The sequence below is a fragment of the Devosia indica genome (assembly GCF_003056405.1).
GTDB classification, from domain to species: domain Bacteria; phylum Pseudomonadota; class Alphaproteobacteria; order Rhizobiales; family Devosiaceae; genus Devosia; species Devosia indica.
Genome location: NZ_PYVZ01000009.1, coordinates 69,087 through 83,111, shown reverse-complemented (window position 1 = coordinate 83,111; position 14,025 = coordinate 69,087). Strand labels below are relative to the sequence as shown.

The following is a 14,025-nucleotide window of genomic DNA, read 5'->3' as shown; positions in this document are numbered from 1 at the left end:
GCCCTGCATATGCCACGCGATAACCGATCCTTTACCACGATTGGTTATGTTTTCCGTGACTATGATCCAGATCAAGATTTGGGAATCTCGATCGGCACAGAACGTCACAGACACCAATCTGGAAGCCGCTCGCCATGACCTCAGATACCGCCGACCTTCTCCAGTCCCGTCTCGACTTTATCGGTCTTGATGAAGAGGCGCGGGGCAGCATGGCCCGCGCCCAGCCGCTGATCGAGGCTCATCTCGAACCGGCCCTGACCCGGTTTTATGCCAAGATCGCCGAAGTGCCGGCGGTGGCTCGCTTCTTTGATGGCAAGCCACAGATGGATCGGGCCAAATCCAAGCAGCTTGGCCATTGGTCGGCAATTGCGACGGGGCAATTGGACCAGGCCTATATGGAAGCCAGCAGCAAGGTGGGCCTGCGCCATGCCAAGATCGGGCTGGAGCCGCGCTGGCATATTGGTGGCTATGGCGTGATCATGGAAACGCTGGTCCGGGGCCTCGTGCATGACACCATGGCGGCAGCGCTTGAGCCGGAAAAAAGCCGTTTCGGCCGTTCCGTGCCGCGCAAGGCCGAAGCCGTGCTGGCCGATGCCGATGCCATGGCCGATATGCTGGTGGCGGTGCTCAAATCCATGCTGCTCGATGTCGACATTGGGGTTTCCGCCTATTTCGACAAGCTGACCGCCGATGCGCGGCAGGCCGATGACGCAGCGCGCGCAAAAATCGACAAGGCCGTCGCCGCGACCGGGGCGGTGCTGCGTGACGTGGCTCAGGGCAATCTCACCAGCCGGGTGACCGAGACCCTCGATCCCGAATTCGACCAGATCAAGCAGGACACCAATGCGGTGGCCGAACGACTGACCGAGATCGTCGGGCAATTGCAGCAGACGTCCCGCTCGCTCAAGACAGCGACGGGGGAAATTTTGTCCGGCGCCAATGATCTGGCCGACCGCACCACGCGGCAGGCCGCAACCATCGAACAGACCTCCGCGTCGGTCGAGCAGCTATCCACGGCGGTGGTGGAAAATGCCAAGCGGGCCGCAACCGCCAGCGACACGGCCCGCCAATTGTCGCGCAGCGCGACCGAAGGCGGCGCGGTGATGGGTGAGGCCAATCAGGCCATGGGCGCCATCGAAACCTCCTCGGGCAAGATCTCCAACATTATCGGAATGATCGACGACATCGCCTTCCAGACCAATCTGCTGGCCCTCAACGCGTCGGTGGAAGCGGCGCGGGCCGGCGAAGCCGGCAAGGGCTTTGCCGTGGTCGCGGTGGAAGTGCGCCGCCTGGCGCAGAGCGCCGCCCAGGCCTCCAGCGACGTCAAGCAATTGATCGATGCCAGCGCTGGCGAGGTGCGAAACGGCACCCAATTGGTGGCGCGCGCCGCCGAGACCTTGCTCGACATCCAAACCCGCGCCGAGGAGAGCGCGGCGCTGATCGACACCATCGCCCGGGCCAATAGCGAGCAGTCGCAGGCGCTTGAAGAAGTGACCGTGGCGGTGCGGACCATGGACGAAATGACCCAGCACAACGCGGCGCTTGTGGAAGAAACCAATGCGGCCATCGAGCAGACCGAGGCCCAGGCCAGCGAGCTCGACCGGATCGTTGATGTGTTCCGGGTCGAGGACAGCACCACGTCGCTGCCACGGCCGCAAGCGCCGTCCAAGCCTGCGCCGGCAATGCGCCCGGCACCCCGCAGCTTGGGCAATACGGCGCTGGCCCATGACTGGGAAGCCTTCTAGCCGCGAACGGGGCGCAAGCAGCCGCCAGCCCATACGTAAACTCCGCTAGGGATTTGTTAACCATGATGTTTACCCTGCCGGGTTTGCCGAAGCCGCGCGGCGCATGGGGCTGCGTCACGCCCGGATCGGGCTTGAGACACGCTGGCATGTGGGCAGCTATGCCAGCCTCGTCGATGCCCTGGTCAAGGGCGTCATCCAGGACGGCATGGCAGCAGCGCTGCAATCCCGGCGGGGTGCACTGGGGCTGTTCGGGCGGCCGGACGAGGCGGGGGTGCTGCGGGTGGCCGAGGCGATTGGCGAAGGCCTGGCGACGCTGTTGGCCGGTGTGTTGCTCGACATTGATCTCAGCCTCTCGGGCTATATCGCCAAACTGCGGGAGGAAGGACTTCACAATGCCGAGGTGCAGCGCCAGCGGCTGCGCCAGGCCGTAAAACAGGCCGGTCAGACCCTGGAACTGGCAGCCGATGGCCAAAGGCATGACGATGCCCCCGCGCCGACAGACCCTGATCTGGCGCCGCTCTACGCGGGAGCCGAGCGGCTTGCCGACAAGGTGACGGCGCTGATCGCGGATCTCGACGGCTCGAGCATAGCCATGCACGGCGCCGCTGCCGATATGGCGACACATGCTGCAGCACTGACCGCCGCGCGGGATGAGCAAGGCCAGATCGGCGCAGCGCTGGCCGACAAGCTGGCCGGGCAGGTCCCGCTCGCCGAGCAGCTTTGTGCGGACCTTGATGCGGCGGCGCGCCATGATAAGGCCGTGCAGCGCAAGGGCGCCGGGGTGCGCAAAGCGGCGGCGGCGCTTGAGGCTGCGCACGCGGCGCGACAGGCCGATGCCGGGGCCCTGGATGGGTTTGCCGAACAGCTCGATGCCCTGCATCTGAGCGCGCAATTGCTGGCCGCCCAGGGCGAGGACGAAGCCGTGCGCGCCTTGTCTGCGGGTCTGGGTCGCCTGTCCGGCCAGTTTCGGGCGCATCGGCTGCAATCGGCTGGCCGGCAGGACGAGGTGACCGGTCGCCTTGCCGCATTGCAGGCAGCGCTGGAGCGCCTGACCGGTTCGGCGGCCGAGGATTCGCCGTCCATTGCTCCCGCTGCCAAGGCAGCGCGGGCGCAGCTTGCCGCTCTTGAGGCGATGACCACGCAAGCGCTTGGGCTCAGTGCTGCGCTGACGGCGGATGGGGAGAGGAGCCAGGTCGCGCTGCAGGGTGTGCGCGACGCCCTGCTGGCGGCCGGGGCCTTTGCCGACCTTGCGGCTGCCTTTGCGCCCGATGCAGCGCCGGCAGGGGAGACCGTGGCCTTTCCCGATCACGACCAGACCGCGCTGGCCGCTCACTGGCACGCGGGATAGTCGCACACTCCATTGCCCTTTTGCGCGTTGGCGGGCATGAAGACGCCAGCAGAATTCAACAAGGGCATTTGCAATGGCGCGCATCGGTCTGGTGGCTCACGACGACAAGAAGGACGATCTCTGTCGTTGGGCCGAAGCGCATAAGGACAAGCTGGAACAGCACGAGCTCTGGGGCACCGGCACCACCGGCAGCCGGATCACGGCGGCAACCGGACTTGCCGTCAGCCTGCTCAAAAGCGGCCCCTTGGGCGGCGATCAGCAGCTTGGCGCCATGATCTGCGAAGGGCGGCTGGATGTGTTGATTTTCTTTATCGATCCGCTTTCGGCGCAGCCCCATGATGTGGACGTCAAGGCCCTGACGCGCCTGGCCACGCTTTATGATGTGCCCCTGGCCAACAACAAATCCACAGCAGACGCCGTATTGGCGGCGGTCTGAGGGTTAGCAGAAGGTTGATATTGCCGCGCTCTTGTGAGCAGATGCCCCAAAATTGCCCGGATTGAACCGGGCGCACAGGCATTCAGGAAACCGGGGCTAAATTCAACTTGTCCTCAGACTTGGTTATCGACGTTCGCAACGTCTCGAAACATTTCGGCGGCCTCACCGCCGTCAACAATTGCTCGCTATCGGTCCGGCGCGGCTCGATCACCGGGCTGATCGGCCCCAATGGTGCTGGCAAGTCCACCCTGTTCAACATGGTGGCCGGCAATATCGTGCCCGATGAAGGCCAGGTGATCTTTGATGGCGAAGACGTCACCGGCCTGCCGCCGCACCGCCTGTTCCGCATCGGCATGCTGCGCACTTTCCAGATCGCGCATGAATTTTCGCAGATGACGGCGCTGGAAAACCTGATGATGGTGCCGGGCGACCAGCCGGGCGAGCATCTGCTCGATACCTGGTTCCGGCCCGGCCTGGTGCGCTCGCGCGAGACCGAGGTGCGCAAGAAGGCGCTGGACGTCATCGATTTTCTCAAGCTCGGCCATGTGCGCGACGAGCTGGCCGGCAATCTCTCGGGCGGGCAGAAGAAACTGCTCGAACTGGGCCGCACCATGATGGTCGATGCAAGGATCGTGCTGCTCGACGAGGTGGCGGCCGGCGTCAACAAGACGCTGCTCAATGACCTGGCCTCCAATATCGAGCGGATGAACCGCGAGCTGGGCTACACCTTCTTTGTCATCGAGCACGACATGGATCTGATCGGGCGGCTCTGCGATCCGGTCATCGTGATGGCGCAGGGCGAAAAGATCGCCGAGGGTCCAATGGCGGAAATCCGCGCCAATCCGGCCATCGTCGAAGCCTATTTCGGCACCCCTGTGGAGGCCGAATAGATGGCTTTGATCGAACTCAAGCACGTCGTTGGCGGCTATGGCGGCGCGCCTATTCTGAATGGCGTCAACATGGCCATCGAGAAAAGCGATATCGGGGTCATTGTCGGCCCCAATGGCGCGGGCAAGTCGACCACGCTCAAGGCCATTTTCGGCCTGCTCAAGGTGACCGGCGGCACCATTGAATTCGGGGGCGAGAATGTCGCCAATTCGCTGCCCGACCGGCTGGTGCCCAAGGGCCTGAGCTTCGTGCCGCAGGAAAAGAACGTCTTCACCTCGATGAGTGTTGAAGAGAACCTGGAAATGGGCGCCTTCACCCGCAAGGACGATTTTTCCGAGACCATGCAATGGGTCTATGAAATGTTTCCGGTGCTGGCCGAAAAACGCCGCCAGCCGGCGGGCGAACTCTCCGGCGGGCAACGCCAGATGGTGGCCATGGGCCGGGCGCTGATGAGCCGCCCCAAGCTCCTGATGCTGGATGAACCCTCTGCGGGTCTGTCGCCGCGCTATGTGATCGAGATCTTCGAGACCATTCAGCGGGTCAATGAAGAGGGCGTGGGCATCTTGATGGTCGAACAGAATGCGCGCCAGGCCCTGGCCTTTGCGTCCAAAGGGTTCGTGCTCGCTGGCGGGCAGAACCGCTACACCGGCACCGGGGCGGAGCTGATCGCCGACCCCGAAGTCGCCAAGTCTTTCCTCGGGGGCTGAGCCGTGACCGAAATCATTTTCTTTATCAACCAGGTGGTCATTTCCGGCCTGGTTCTGGGCTGCATCTACGCGCTGGGCGCCATCGGCATCACGCTGATCTTCGGCATTCTGCGTTTTGCCCATTTCGCCCATTCCGAGCTGATGACCGGCGGCGCCTTCATCGCCTTCCTGCTCGCCTCGGCCTTTGCCGCCTGGGGCATTGCGACGCCGATCCCGACGGGCTTTGTGGTGCTGCCTTTGGCCATGGTGCTGGCCGCCATTCTGGCGCTCGGCATCGACAAGGGCTTTTACGCACCCCTCAGGAAACGCGGCGCCAAGCCTGTGACGCTGCTGATCGCCTCGATTGGCGTCACGTTGATGATCCAGGGGCTGATCCGCCTGTTTTTCGGCGCGGGGTCCTATTCCTTCTTCGAAAACGAGCCCAAGGAAATCTTCCGCATCGACACCTCGGCCATCGGCTCCACCCGGCCGCTGGTGATCACCGAGCCGCAGGTTCTGATGATCGTGGTGACGCTGGTGTCGGTCATTGCGCTGCATTTCTTCCTCACCCGTTCGCGGCTGGGCAAGGCGATGCGCGCCATGGCTGATAATGCCGATCTGGCGCAGGTCTCGGGCATCAATACCGCGCTGGTAGTGCGCGTCACCTGGGTGATTGCCGGGGCGCTGGCCTGCATGGCCGGCACCATGCTGGCGCTCGATGTGACGCTCAAGCCCGATTTGGCCTTCAACATCATCCTGCCCATCTTTGCCGCCGCCATCGTGGGTGGCCTCGGCCAGGCCTATGGCGCCATTGCCGGTGGACTGCTGATCGGCTTTGCCGAAACGCTGGCCGTGTTCAACTGGACCATGCTGTTCCGGCCGCTCAACGCCATTCTTCCGGACTGGCTGCAATTGCCAGCCCAATTGGCGCTGGTGCCCACCGAATACAAGCTCACCGTGGCCTTCGTCATTCTCGTCGTGACCCTGCTTGTCCGGCCCACCGGTATTTTCAAGGGAGCATCGTCGTGATCCAGCGTTCCCTCGCCCTGTTTGGCGGCCTGTTCGTCCTTATCCTGGTCATTGGCTGGGTGATGGGCCTGCCTTTTACCAGTTCGCGCCTTGTCGAGGCGGCTGCCTATGCGCTGATCGCGCTCGGCCTCAATATCCAGTGGGGCTATGGCGGGTTGTTCAATTTTGGCATCATGGGCTTTCTCATGTTGGGCGGCGCTGCCGTCACCTTCATCTCTTTCCCGGTCAATCCCGAATTCTGGGGCTCGGATGGCCCGATGATGCTGGGCCGGGCACTGTTCGCCTTTGCCGTCGGGGCGCTGATCGTTCTGGCAGCACGGCAGGCGCATCGGATCGGCATTACCGGCAAGTGGAAGGGCGCGCTGACAGTGCTGGCCTGGTTCTGCGCCTATGTGCTCTATCGCAGCCAGCTCGATCCGGCAGCGGCCTATATCGAAAGCGCCGGTGGCGGCTGGGTCGGGGGGCTGGGCGCCCATCCCGTGCTCGGCTGGCTGTTCGGTGGCGTGCTGGCAGCCGGCATCGCTTATATCGTGGGCAAGATCTGTCTGGGGCTGCGCACCGACTATCTCGCCATTGCCACGATCGGCATCTCCGAAATCATCCGCGCGCTGATCAAGAACATGGACTGGCTGACCCGCGGCACGCTGACGGTCTCGCCCATTCCCTGGCCCACACCGCTGCCGCAGGACTATCAGGCCGGTGGCATGGATATCGCCGCCTCGCTGATCGCGGCGCGCGCCGGCTATCTGGTGCTGGCGCTAGTGGTGCTGGCCATCGTCATGTGGCTGATTTCGCGCGCCTATTCGGGGCCCTGGGGCCGGATGATGCGGGCCATTCGCGACAATCACGTCGCCGCCTCTTCGATGGGCAAGAACGTTACCTCGCGGCAGCTCGAAATCTTCGTGTTCGGCTCGGTTCTGATGGGCATTGGCGGGGCCATGCTGGTCAGCTTCGTGCAGATCTTCGACCCCTCCAGCTATCAGCCGATCAACCACACCTTCCTTATCTGGGTCATGGTCATCGTGGGTGGCGCGGGCAATAATTGGGGCGCGCTGTTCGGCGCCGTGCTGCTCTGGCTGGTCTGGGTGGTGTCCGAGCCGCTGAGCAAGGCGGTGTTCGACTTTGTTAGCTACTGGTCGACCAATGCCGGCTGGGGCGCCATTCCCGAGATCGAGGCCCGCTCGGCCCAGATGCGCGTCTTCGTGCTGGGCATGGCCATCACCATTGCCTTGCGCTTCGCCCCCAAGGGTCTGATCCCGGAAGTGGTCAAGCGCGAGGATGCGCGGAGTTAACGGCGCGCCGTAACCCAAAGCCACACAGTGGGCAGCGCGTCAAAGCCGCTGCCCATGTTCGTTTCGAGCGTGAAATCGGACCAACCGGCCGCTCGATACGCACCGTCCAACTGCTTTGCACTTGGATAGTTATAGTAGCGGCCATAGGGGTCCCGGCCTTCGCCTGTTCCGGCCTTGAAGCTGGCCACAAAGACCCCGTCCGGCTGCAGGGCCCGCCGCACGCGGGAAAGGATGTCGGGCAGGGATGCTGCTACGACATGCAGCAGGCTGGCGCAGGCCCAGACGCCGTCATAGGCCGCTTCGGCCTCCAATTCGTCAAACAGCATCAGGCGGGCCGCGCCTCCAACCCGCTTTTGTGCCTCGGCCACCAACGCAGGCGTGCCATCTGTGGCATCAACGTCAAATCCCTGGGCGCGCATATGCGCTGCATCCATGCCATTGCCGCAACCCAGCTCGAGAATGCGGGCGCCCTTGGGCAATGCGGCCAGAAAGGCGTCGAGTTGATCGCCACACGGCCGCGTCCTATGCCGTGCATAGGCGGCGGCATTGTCGGCGTAGAAGCGCAGGGTTTGCCCATCACGCATGAGTCATTCCCCGCCCGGGCGCTCCACCAAAAATCCTTCAGCCATGGTGCGGAAGCTTTCAATCGCTTTTGGCAGCGTCGCCGCTGGATCACTGCTGGCAGCAACGTAGAGGGCCGCGTTCAGTGCGGCGCCCGAAAGCAGGCGCGAGGCGGCCTCCACATCGACTGGCCGGAATATCCCTTCCTGGATCAGTTGACGCACGCTCTGCTTGGTCGACTGCAGGCAGGCGTTCTGGCTGGGCCAGCGCGATGGGTCGCCCAGAACAGCCGGGCCGTCGAGCAGGACGATGCGTTGCACTTCCGGCCGCATGGCCATTTCGATATAGGCTTCGCCCTCGGCCAGCAGGCGCAGCCAGAGGTCGTCATAGCGGGCTGCTGCCGCCTGGGCTTCGGTGGCCATTGCTTCGTCGATCTGGTGGACCACGGCGGCCAGCAGGCCGCGCTTGTCGCCGAAATTATGGTAGAGCGCGCCGCGCGTCAGCCCCGCCGCGGCGGTCAGCTCTTCCATGGAGGCACCGGCAAAGCCATGCCGGGCGAAGGCGTCGCGACCCGCCTCGATCAGCTTTTCGCGGTTCTGCGCCATTTGCTGCAAACGCTTGTTCATGGCCCGAATTCATATGCAAGATGTATGTGAGTTGACAAGAGGGGGTTCGCTTCATATTTCATATACGCACTGTATCTGAAATACAGCGCAAGTTCTCCCACCCTTTTTGAGGCACTCCCATGACCCAGCGCCAAGCTGTCTTTCCAGCCAATCGTCACGCCCTTTACGAAGCACATGGCTATTCGGCCGCCATTCGCTCGGGCGATCTGCTCTTCGTCTCCGGCCAGGTCGGCTCCCGACCCGACGGCACGCCGGAGCCCGATTTTGCCGCCCAGGTGCAACTGGCCTTCGACAATCTGCGTGCCGTCCTGACTGCCGCCGGCGGCAGCTTCGATGACATCGTGGACGTGACCACCTTTCACACCGATCCTGAGGCCCAGTTCGGCGCGGTCATGGCCGCCAAGCAGAAGGCGTTCTCCGACAAGCCCTATCCGAACTGGACGGCGGTCGGGGTCAACTGGCTGGCCGGTTTCGATTTCGAGATCAAGGTGATTGCGCGTATCCCGCAAGCGGCCTGACTCTGTGCACGACATTGAAAAGGCCCGGGATCGCTCCCGGGCCTCTGGTGTCAGTGTGTTCGTGCCCTGCGCGCGTAGCGCTTCGGGCCTTGTGATCTTAAAACCCTGCGCCGGAGGGCTTTGCCGAAGCAAAGCTTCGGACGATGACAAGTTAGTCAATCAGGCCCTTTTCGACGAAGGAACCGCCTTCGACGGCCAGTTCGACGATGATGCCGTCAACGTCGCCGACCTCGTCGAAATCGAGCGCGCCACCGGCGCCCTCATAGTCGATGTCGGTCCCGGCCGCGATCAGTTCCTTGGCCTTGGCCCATTCGCCTGGACGGATGATTTCGCCCGGGGCCGAAGCCACGTCGCGCAGGGCGGCAGAGAGGCCATCGCGCGAGGCCGAACCGTTCTTCTCGATGGCCAGGGCCATCAGGAAAGCGGCATCGTAGGCCTGCGGGGCATAGGTGGCATTGGCTTCAAAGCCTTCGCCGCCAAAGCCGTTATAGATATCGACCGATTCACCGCTCGGTGCGCCGGCGCGGGTGGCGATCATGCCTTCGACGGCCGCAGCGTCAATGCCGTTGAGCAGGTCGTCGCCAACCATGCCGTCACCGCCGACATAGGTGGTGAAGTTGCCGCTCTCGACAGCCTGGCGCAGGATGGTGTTGCCCGAAGCATTGGCATAGGCCAGTACGACCAGGTTCTGGCTGGCCACCAGGTTGCCCAGCTCGGCGCGGTAGTCGGCCTTGCCTTCTTCATGGGCCAGGTTAGCGGCCACGGTGCCACCGCCGGCCTCATAGGCGGCGGCCAGCGCGTCAGCAAAACCCTTGCCGTAGTCGTTGTTCACATAGGTGATTGCGATATCGTTGATGCCCTTGGCGAGCAGCAGGTCGGCCATCTTGACGCCCTGGAGCGCATCGGACGGGGTGGTGCGATAGACAAGGTCATTGTCTTCCAGCGTGGTCAGGGCCGGGGCCGAAGAGGCCGGCGAGATGAAGACCACATTGCCGCTCAGGCCCGAGCCGTTGAAGGCACCAATGGTTTCGCCGGTGCACAGGGCACCCACCACACCAGTGACATTGTCGGTATTGATCAGGCGGTCGGCGGCAGCAGCGGCAGCGGTGGCGTCGCAGGCCCCGTCAGCCGAGAGGATGGCAAGCTCGCCACCCAGAATGCCGCCCTGCTCATTGACCTGGTCCACCACCAGTTCGGCGCCGGCAAAGATCGGCGGGGTCAGGGATTCAATCGGGCCGGTGAAGCCGCCGATAAAACCGATGGTGGCGCCGCTGTCCTGGGCCAGGGCCGGAGCGGCGATGGTCAGGGTGGTGGCGGCGACCGCCAGGGTCAGGGTTTTCTTGAACATGGACGTCCCTCTGTTTGATGTTGCGCGCCGGGTGGCCTTGCTGGCCTCGCTTCTTGCGGCGCGTCAACGGTCAAGGGGGCGCGTTGGGCGCCCCGCTGGTGGGGACTGTTGCACACTCTTGGCCGCCATGTCACCGGGGTTTGCGCGCCAATTCCATGAGGCGTTGCGGTTGCTTAACGGGTCCGGTGCGGGCAAGACTGGCATCCAGTCCGAAAGCGCTCGCCAGGAAGCCAGAATGCTCCATCTTTGCCGCGTCATCGCCATATTGGGTCTGGTCCTGATGGTGCAGCCGGCCAGGGCACAGTTCGAAGTGCTCGATACTGCCCAGGATGCAGTGGGATCGGATGCCGCCGGACCGGGCATGGCGGACGCCAACGCGCCGGCTCCGGTCTGCGGCACCCGGCCCCTGTCGATTGCCCGTATGAGCTGGCCATCTGCAGCGCTGCTGGCAGAAATTCACGCACGCATCCTGGCTGCCGAATTCGAATGCGAGGTGCGGGTGGTGCAGGGCGACCAGGCCGCCACGGCCTCTTCGATGAGCTCAATCGGCCAGCCGCAGGTGGCCCCCGAACTCTGGATCAACCGCATTGCCGATCTGTGGAATGGGGCCATGGAAGGCCAGATGGTCCGCAGTGCCGCGCCCAGCTTTACCTCCAGCCAGTTCGAGGGCTGGTATATGCCTGCGACCCTGGCGGGCAATCTCGGCGCTACGCCGACCGCCGCCGGCCTGGCCGAAGCCCTGCCGCAGTTGCAGCCGGACGGACCCGTGCGCTTCATTTCCTGCCCGCTCGACTGGGCCTGTTCGATCATCAACCGCAATCTGGTGACCGCGCATGGGCTTTCCGGGATGGTCGAAATCGTCGAACCGGCCAACCGGCTGGACATGGACCGCCTGATTGCCGAGGCGCTGAACCGGCGCGAACCGTTCCTGTTCTATTACTGGCAGCCCAATGCCATTCTCGCCCAGCTCGATTTCACTGCCATCGACATGGGCGCCTATGATGAGGCCGCCGCCCAATGCCTGGCCGAGCGCGATTGTGCCGACCCCCAGCCCTCGGCGTTTCCCAGCGATACTGTGGTAATCGCGCTGGTCGAGCGGGTCTTTACCGAGACGCCCGAGATTGCCCGCTATTTCCAGCGGGCCAGCCTGCCGCTCGAGGAGATGAATGATCTGCTCGCCCAGCTCAACGCAAGCGGGGTGACGATCGAGGCCATTGCCGAGCGTTTCGTTGCCGAAAGGGCTGCGCTGTGGCGCGATTGGGTCGACGCCCCGCTCTAGCATCCTCGGGCGACCGGACTGATATTTTTTCGACTTGAATCAGTCAATTTTCTACATGTTCGCTTCTTGAACAATCAAGAAGTGAAGCTGTTTCAGTTTATAGACCAAGTGTGCCAGTCTATTTGACAAGAAATTCCGGCGCGATAAGTCTGTTGGTTCCCAAATAGTGGCCGATTTGACACACAATTCTGCCACGATTAAAGTCGTGTGCATTCCACAACCGCAGGAGCATACCTGATGATTTTGAAATCCGGTGGCGTAGCCGCCGCGATCGCTGTTGCCTTTTTGTCCGCTGGCAGCCTCCCGGCCGTCGCACAGGAAGCCGACGCTGCCCAGTGCGGCACCGATCGCACCATTGATATTGCCGAAATGTCCTGGCCCTCCGCCGCGGCCCTGGCGCATATTCATGCGACGATCCTGGAACAGGGTTATGGCTGTGACGTGGAGATCGTGGCCGGTGATACCGTGCCGACCTCCTCGTCCATGATGACCCGCGGCACCCCTGCCGTGGCGCCCGAGCTGTGGACCAGTGCCATTGAAGAGCCCTGGGCTGAAGCCATTGAAGAAGGCACCGTGGTCGAGCTGTCCGACGCCATCACCGATGGTACGGTCGAAGGCTGGTTCATCCCGCAATATACCCAGGAAGCCAATCCGGACCTGACCACGGCTGAAGCTGTGATCGCCCGTCCGGACCTGTTCCCCGATCCGGAGGACAACAGCCAGGGCCGCATCTATTCCTGCCCGCCGGGCTGGGCTTGCGAATTGTCGACAACCGCCTTGTTCGAGGCGTTCGACATGGAAGACACCTGGAACCTGTTCTCGCCCGGTTCGGGTGGTGCGCTCGATGCCTCGATCGCCCGTGCCTTCACACGTGAAGAGCCGATCCTGTTCTACTACTGGGGTCCGACCGCCATCCTGGGCAAGTATCCGGCCGTGCAGCTTGAAATTGGCGAAGCCAATATGGACGTCTATGCCTGCAATACCGATCCGGACTGTGACGAGCCGGCCGGCGTGACGGCCTATCCGTCCAGCCCCGCTGTTGTTGGCGCTGCTGCCTGGATCCAGGAAGAAGCCCCGGCCGTTGCCGAGTACTTCACCAAGGTTGGCCTGACCAATGCGCAGATATCCGAGCTGCTGGTCTATGGCGACGAGAACCAGGCTGACGCCGAAGAGACTGCCGAGAACTTCCTTGCGACCAAGCAGGACGTCTGGACCGAATGGGTCCCGGCCGAGGTCGCCGAGAAGGTGCTGGCTGCGATTGGCTAAGACCAGTCCCTGACTTTGCGAATAGCGGCCGGGTCCCGACCCGGCCGCTTTGCGCGTCTGATCCCCAAACCAACTCTCTGCTGGCTTCGGGATCGCACGCCGAGACCGCTTCTCTTTGCAAGAAAGAGCAAAAATGTTTCCAGAAATAATCGATACCCGCCCCTGGCGCCGGGCCATTGACGACAGCCTGAACTGGGTTGTGCGCAATTGGGGCGATGAGTTCGAGGCGGCGGCCTATCCGCTGCTGATGCTGCTCAACTTCATTGAAGACGTGCTGATCGCCACGCCGTGGTGGCTGATCATGGCCATTCTGGTCAGCGTTGCCTGGCTGGCGACGCGGCGCTGGCAATTGCCGGTGATCGTGCTGGTTTCCCTGTTGTTCCTGGGCATCATGGAGTTGTGGGAAGACGCCATGACCACCATGGCGCTGATGATCGCGGCGACCTTGACCGCCATCATCTTCTCCATTCCGCTCGGGGTCTGGATGAGCCGCTCGGGCAAGGTGCGCCAGGTCATCACGCCGCTGCTTGACCTGATGCAGACCATGCCCAGCTTCGTCTACCTCATCCCCACGGTGATGATTTTCGGCCCCGGCAAGATCCCGGCGCTGATCGCCACCATCGTCTATGCGGCGCCGCCCCTGGTGCGCCTGACCGATCTGGGCCTGCGCTCGGTCGATCCGGCAGTGATGGAGGCCAGCCGGGCCTTTGGTACCACGCCCAGCCAGCGCCTGTTCGGCGTGCAGATTCCGCTCTCGCTGCCGACAATCCTGGCCGGGGTCAACCAGACCACGATGATGGCGCTGGCCATGGTGGTGATTGCGTCCATGATCGGTGCGGGTGGCCTGGGTTACCAGGTGTTGCAGGGTATTGGCCGGCTTGAGGTCAGCCGTGGCCTGTTCGCCGGTCTCGGCATTGTGGTCCTGGCCATTGTCTTTGACCGTATCACCCAGTCCTTCGGCAAGCAGCTCCAGGCCAAGATCGGCCTGGCGGAGACCCGTTAA

Annotated in this window: 13 protein-coding genes and 1 pseudogene; 11 read left to right on the top strand and 3 right to left on the bottom strand. The window is 63.3% G+C overall.

Features of this window, described 5'->3' with window-relative positions; translation table 11 throughout:
- Positions 1-134 precede the first annotated feature (134 nt).
- The 7 genes and pseudogenes from DDE76_RS10465 to DDE76_RS10435 all read left to right on the top strand — a co-directional run bounded on the left by DDE76_RS10465 (position 135) and on the right by DDE76_RS10435 (position 7,424).
- On the top strand, positions 135-1,745 hold the full coding sequence (locus tag DDE76_RS10465) for a globin-coupled sensor protein (RefSeq protein ID WP_104892865.1): 1,611 nt from the start codon (positions 135-137) through the stop codon (positions 1,743-1,745).
- 82 nt (positions 1,746-1,827) lie between these two features.
- Positions 1,828-3,093: pseudogene (locus DDE76_RS10460) on the top strand (protoglobin domain-containing protein); the annotation flags it as partial.
- A gap of 73 nt (positions 3,094-3,166) precedes the next feature.
- Positions 3,167-3,529 carry a methylglyoxal synthase gene (locus tag DDE76_RS10455; RefSeq protein ID WP_104892867.1) on the top strand — a complete coding sequence of 121 codons (363 nt, stop codon included), beginning with the start codon at positions 3,167-3,169 and terminating at the stop codon, positions 3,527-3,529.
- Positions 3,530-3,648: 119 nt separating this feature from the next.
- Positions 3,649-4,419, top strand: a complete 771-nt coding sequence (locus DDE76_RS10450; protein WP_245891876.1) for an ABC transporter ATP-binding protein — start codon at positions 3,649-3,651, stop codon at positions 4,417-4,419.
- Complete coding sequence (locus DDE76_RS10445; protein WP_104892869.1) at positions 4,420-5,124, top strand: ABC transporter ATP-binding protein; 705 nt, start codon at positions 4,420-4,422, stop codon at positions 5,122-5,124. It begins immediately after the preceding gene.
- Positions 5,125-5,127: 3 nt separating this feature from the next.
- Entirely contained in the window at positions 5,128-6,132 is a 1,005-nt protein-coding gene (locus tag DDE76_RS10440) for a branched-chain amino acid ABC transporter permease (RefSeq protein ID WP_104892870.1), read from the top strand.
- The gene (locus DDE76_RS10435; RefSeq protein WP_104892871.1) at positions 6,129-7,424 is read left to right on the top strand and encodes a branched-chain amino acid ABC transporter permease; all 1,296 of its coding nucleotides are present in this window, start codon (positions 6,129-6,131) and stop codon (positions 7,422-7,424) included. The genes DDE76_RS10440 and DDE76_RS10435 overlap by 4 nt, the downstream gene beginning before the upstream one ends.
- Here DDE76_RS10435 and DDE76_RS10430 read toward each other — a convergent pair.
- The gene (locus DDE76_RS10430) at positions 7,421-8,008 is read right to left on the bottom strand and encodes a class I SAM-dependent DNA methyltransferase (RefSeq protein WP_104892872.1); all 588 of its coding nucleotides are present in this window, start codon (positions 8,006-8,008) and stop codon (positions 7,421-7,423) included. The two genes, DDE76_RS10435 and DDE76_RS10430, sit on opposite strands and share 4 nt — an antisense overlap.
- 3 nt (positions 8,009-8,011) lie before the next feature.
- Positions 8,012-8,611, bottom strand: coding sequence for a TetR/AcrR family transcriptional regulator (locus tag DDE76_RS10425; RefSeq protein ID WP_104892873.1), 600 nt, complete (start codon positions 8,609-8,611; stop codon positions 8,012-8,014).
- Between the two features lie 119 nt (positions 8,612-8,730).
- Here DDE76_RS10425 and DDE76_RS10420 point away from each other — a divergent pair, with 119 nt between their 5' ends.
- A complete protein-coding gene (locus DDE76_RS10420; RefSeq protein WP_104892874.1) occupies positions 8,731-9,129 on the top strand; it encodes a RidA family protein in 399 nt (132 codons plus the stop codon).
- 151 nt (positions 9,130-9,280) lie between these two features.
- Here DDE76_RS10420 and DDE76_RS10415 read toward each other — a convergent pair whose 3' ends face one another.
- The gene (locus DDE76_RS10415) at positions 9,281-10,477 is read right to left on the bottom strand and encodes an ABC transporter substrate-binding protein (RefSeq protein ID WP_104892875.1); all 1,197 of its coding nucleotides are present in this window, start codon (positions 10,475-10,477) and stop codon (positions 9,281-9,283) included.
- 235 nt (positions 10,478-10,712) lie between these two features.
- Here DDE76_RS10415 and DDE76_RS10410 point away from each other — a divergent pair, with 235 nt between their 5' ends.
- The 3 genes from DDE76_RS10410 to DDE76_RS10400 all read left to right on the top strand — a co-directional run bounded on the left by DDE76_RS10410 (position 10,713) and on the right by DDE76_RS10400 (position 14,025).
- Positions 10,713-11,756, top strand: a complete 1,044-nt coding sequence (locus DDE76_RS10410) for a glycine betaine ABC transporter substrate-binding protein (protein WP_157955753.1) — start codon at positions 10,713-10,715, stop codon at positions 11,754-11,756.
- Positions 11,757-11,993: 237 nt separating this feature from the next.
- Positions 11,994-13,022 carry an ABC transporter substrate-binding protein gene (locus DDE76_RS10405; RefSeq protein WP_104892876.1) on the top strand — a complete coding sequence of 343 codons (1,029 nt, stop codon included), beginning with the start codon at positions 11,994-11,996 and terminating at the stop codon, positions 13,020-13,022.
- A gap of 133 nt (positions 13,023-13,155) precedes the next feature.
- On the top strand, positions 13,156-14,025 hold the full coding sequence (locus tag DDE76_RS10400; protein ID WP_104892877.1) for an ABC transporter permease: 870 nt from the start codon (positions 13,156-13,158) through the stop codon (positions 14,023-14,025).

Coding starts and splice junctions, on each gene's coding strand:
- DDE76_RS10405 (WP_104892876.1), top strand. CDS start 11,994: ATGATTTTGAAATCCGGTGGCGTAGCCGCCGCGATCGCTGTTGCCTTT.
- DDE76_RS10455 (WP_104892867.1), top strand. CDS start 3,167: ATGGCGCGCATCGGTCTGGTGGCTCACGACGACAAGAAGGACGATCTC.
- DDE76_RS10420 (WP_104892874.1), top strand. CDS start 8,731: ATGACCCAGCGCCAAGCTGTCTTTCCAGCCAATCGTCACGCCCTTTAC.
- DDE76_RS10445 (WP_104892869.1), top strand. CDS start 4,420: ATGGCTTTGATCGAACTCAAGCACGTCGTTGGCGGCTATGGCGGCGCG.
- DDE76_RS10410 (WP_157955753.1), top strand. CDS start 10,713: ATGCTCCATCTTTGCCGCGTCATCGCCATATTGGGTCTGGTCCTGATG.
- DDE76_RS10415 (WP_104892875.1), bottom strand. CDS start 10,477: ATGTTCAAGAAAACCCTGACCCTGGCGGTCGCCGCCACCACCCTGACC.
- DDE76_RS10430 (WP_104892872.1), bottom strand. CDS start 8,008: ATGCGTGATGGGCAAACCCTGCGCTTCTACGCCGACAATGCCGCCGCC.
- DDE76_RS10400 (WP_104892877.1), top strand. CDS start 13,156: ATGTTTCCAGAAATAATCGATACCCGCCCCTGGCGCCGGGCCATTGAC.
- DDE76_RS10465 (WP_104892865.1), top strand. CDS start 135: ATGACCTCAGATACCGCCGACCTTCTCCAGTCCCGTCTCGACTTTATC.
- DDE76_RS10425 (WP_104892873.1), bottom strand. CDS start 8,611: ATGAACAAGCGTTTGCAGCAAATGGCGCAGAACCGCGAAAAGCTGATC.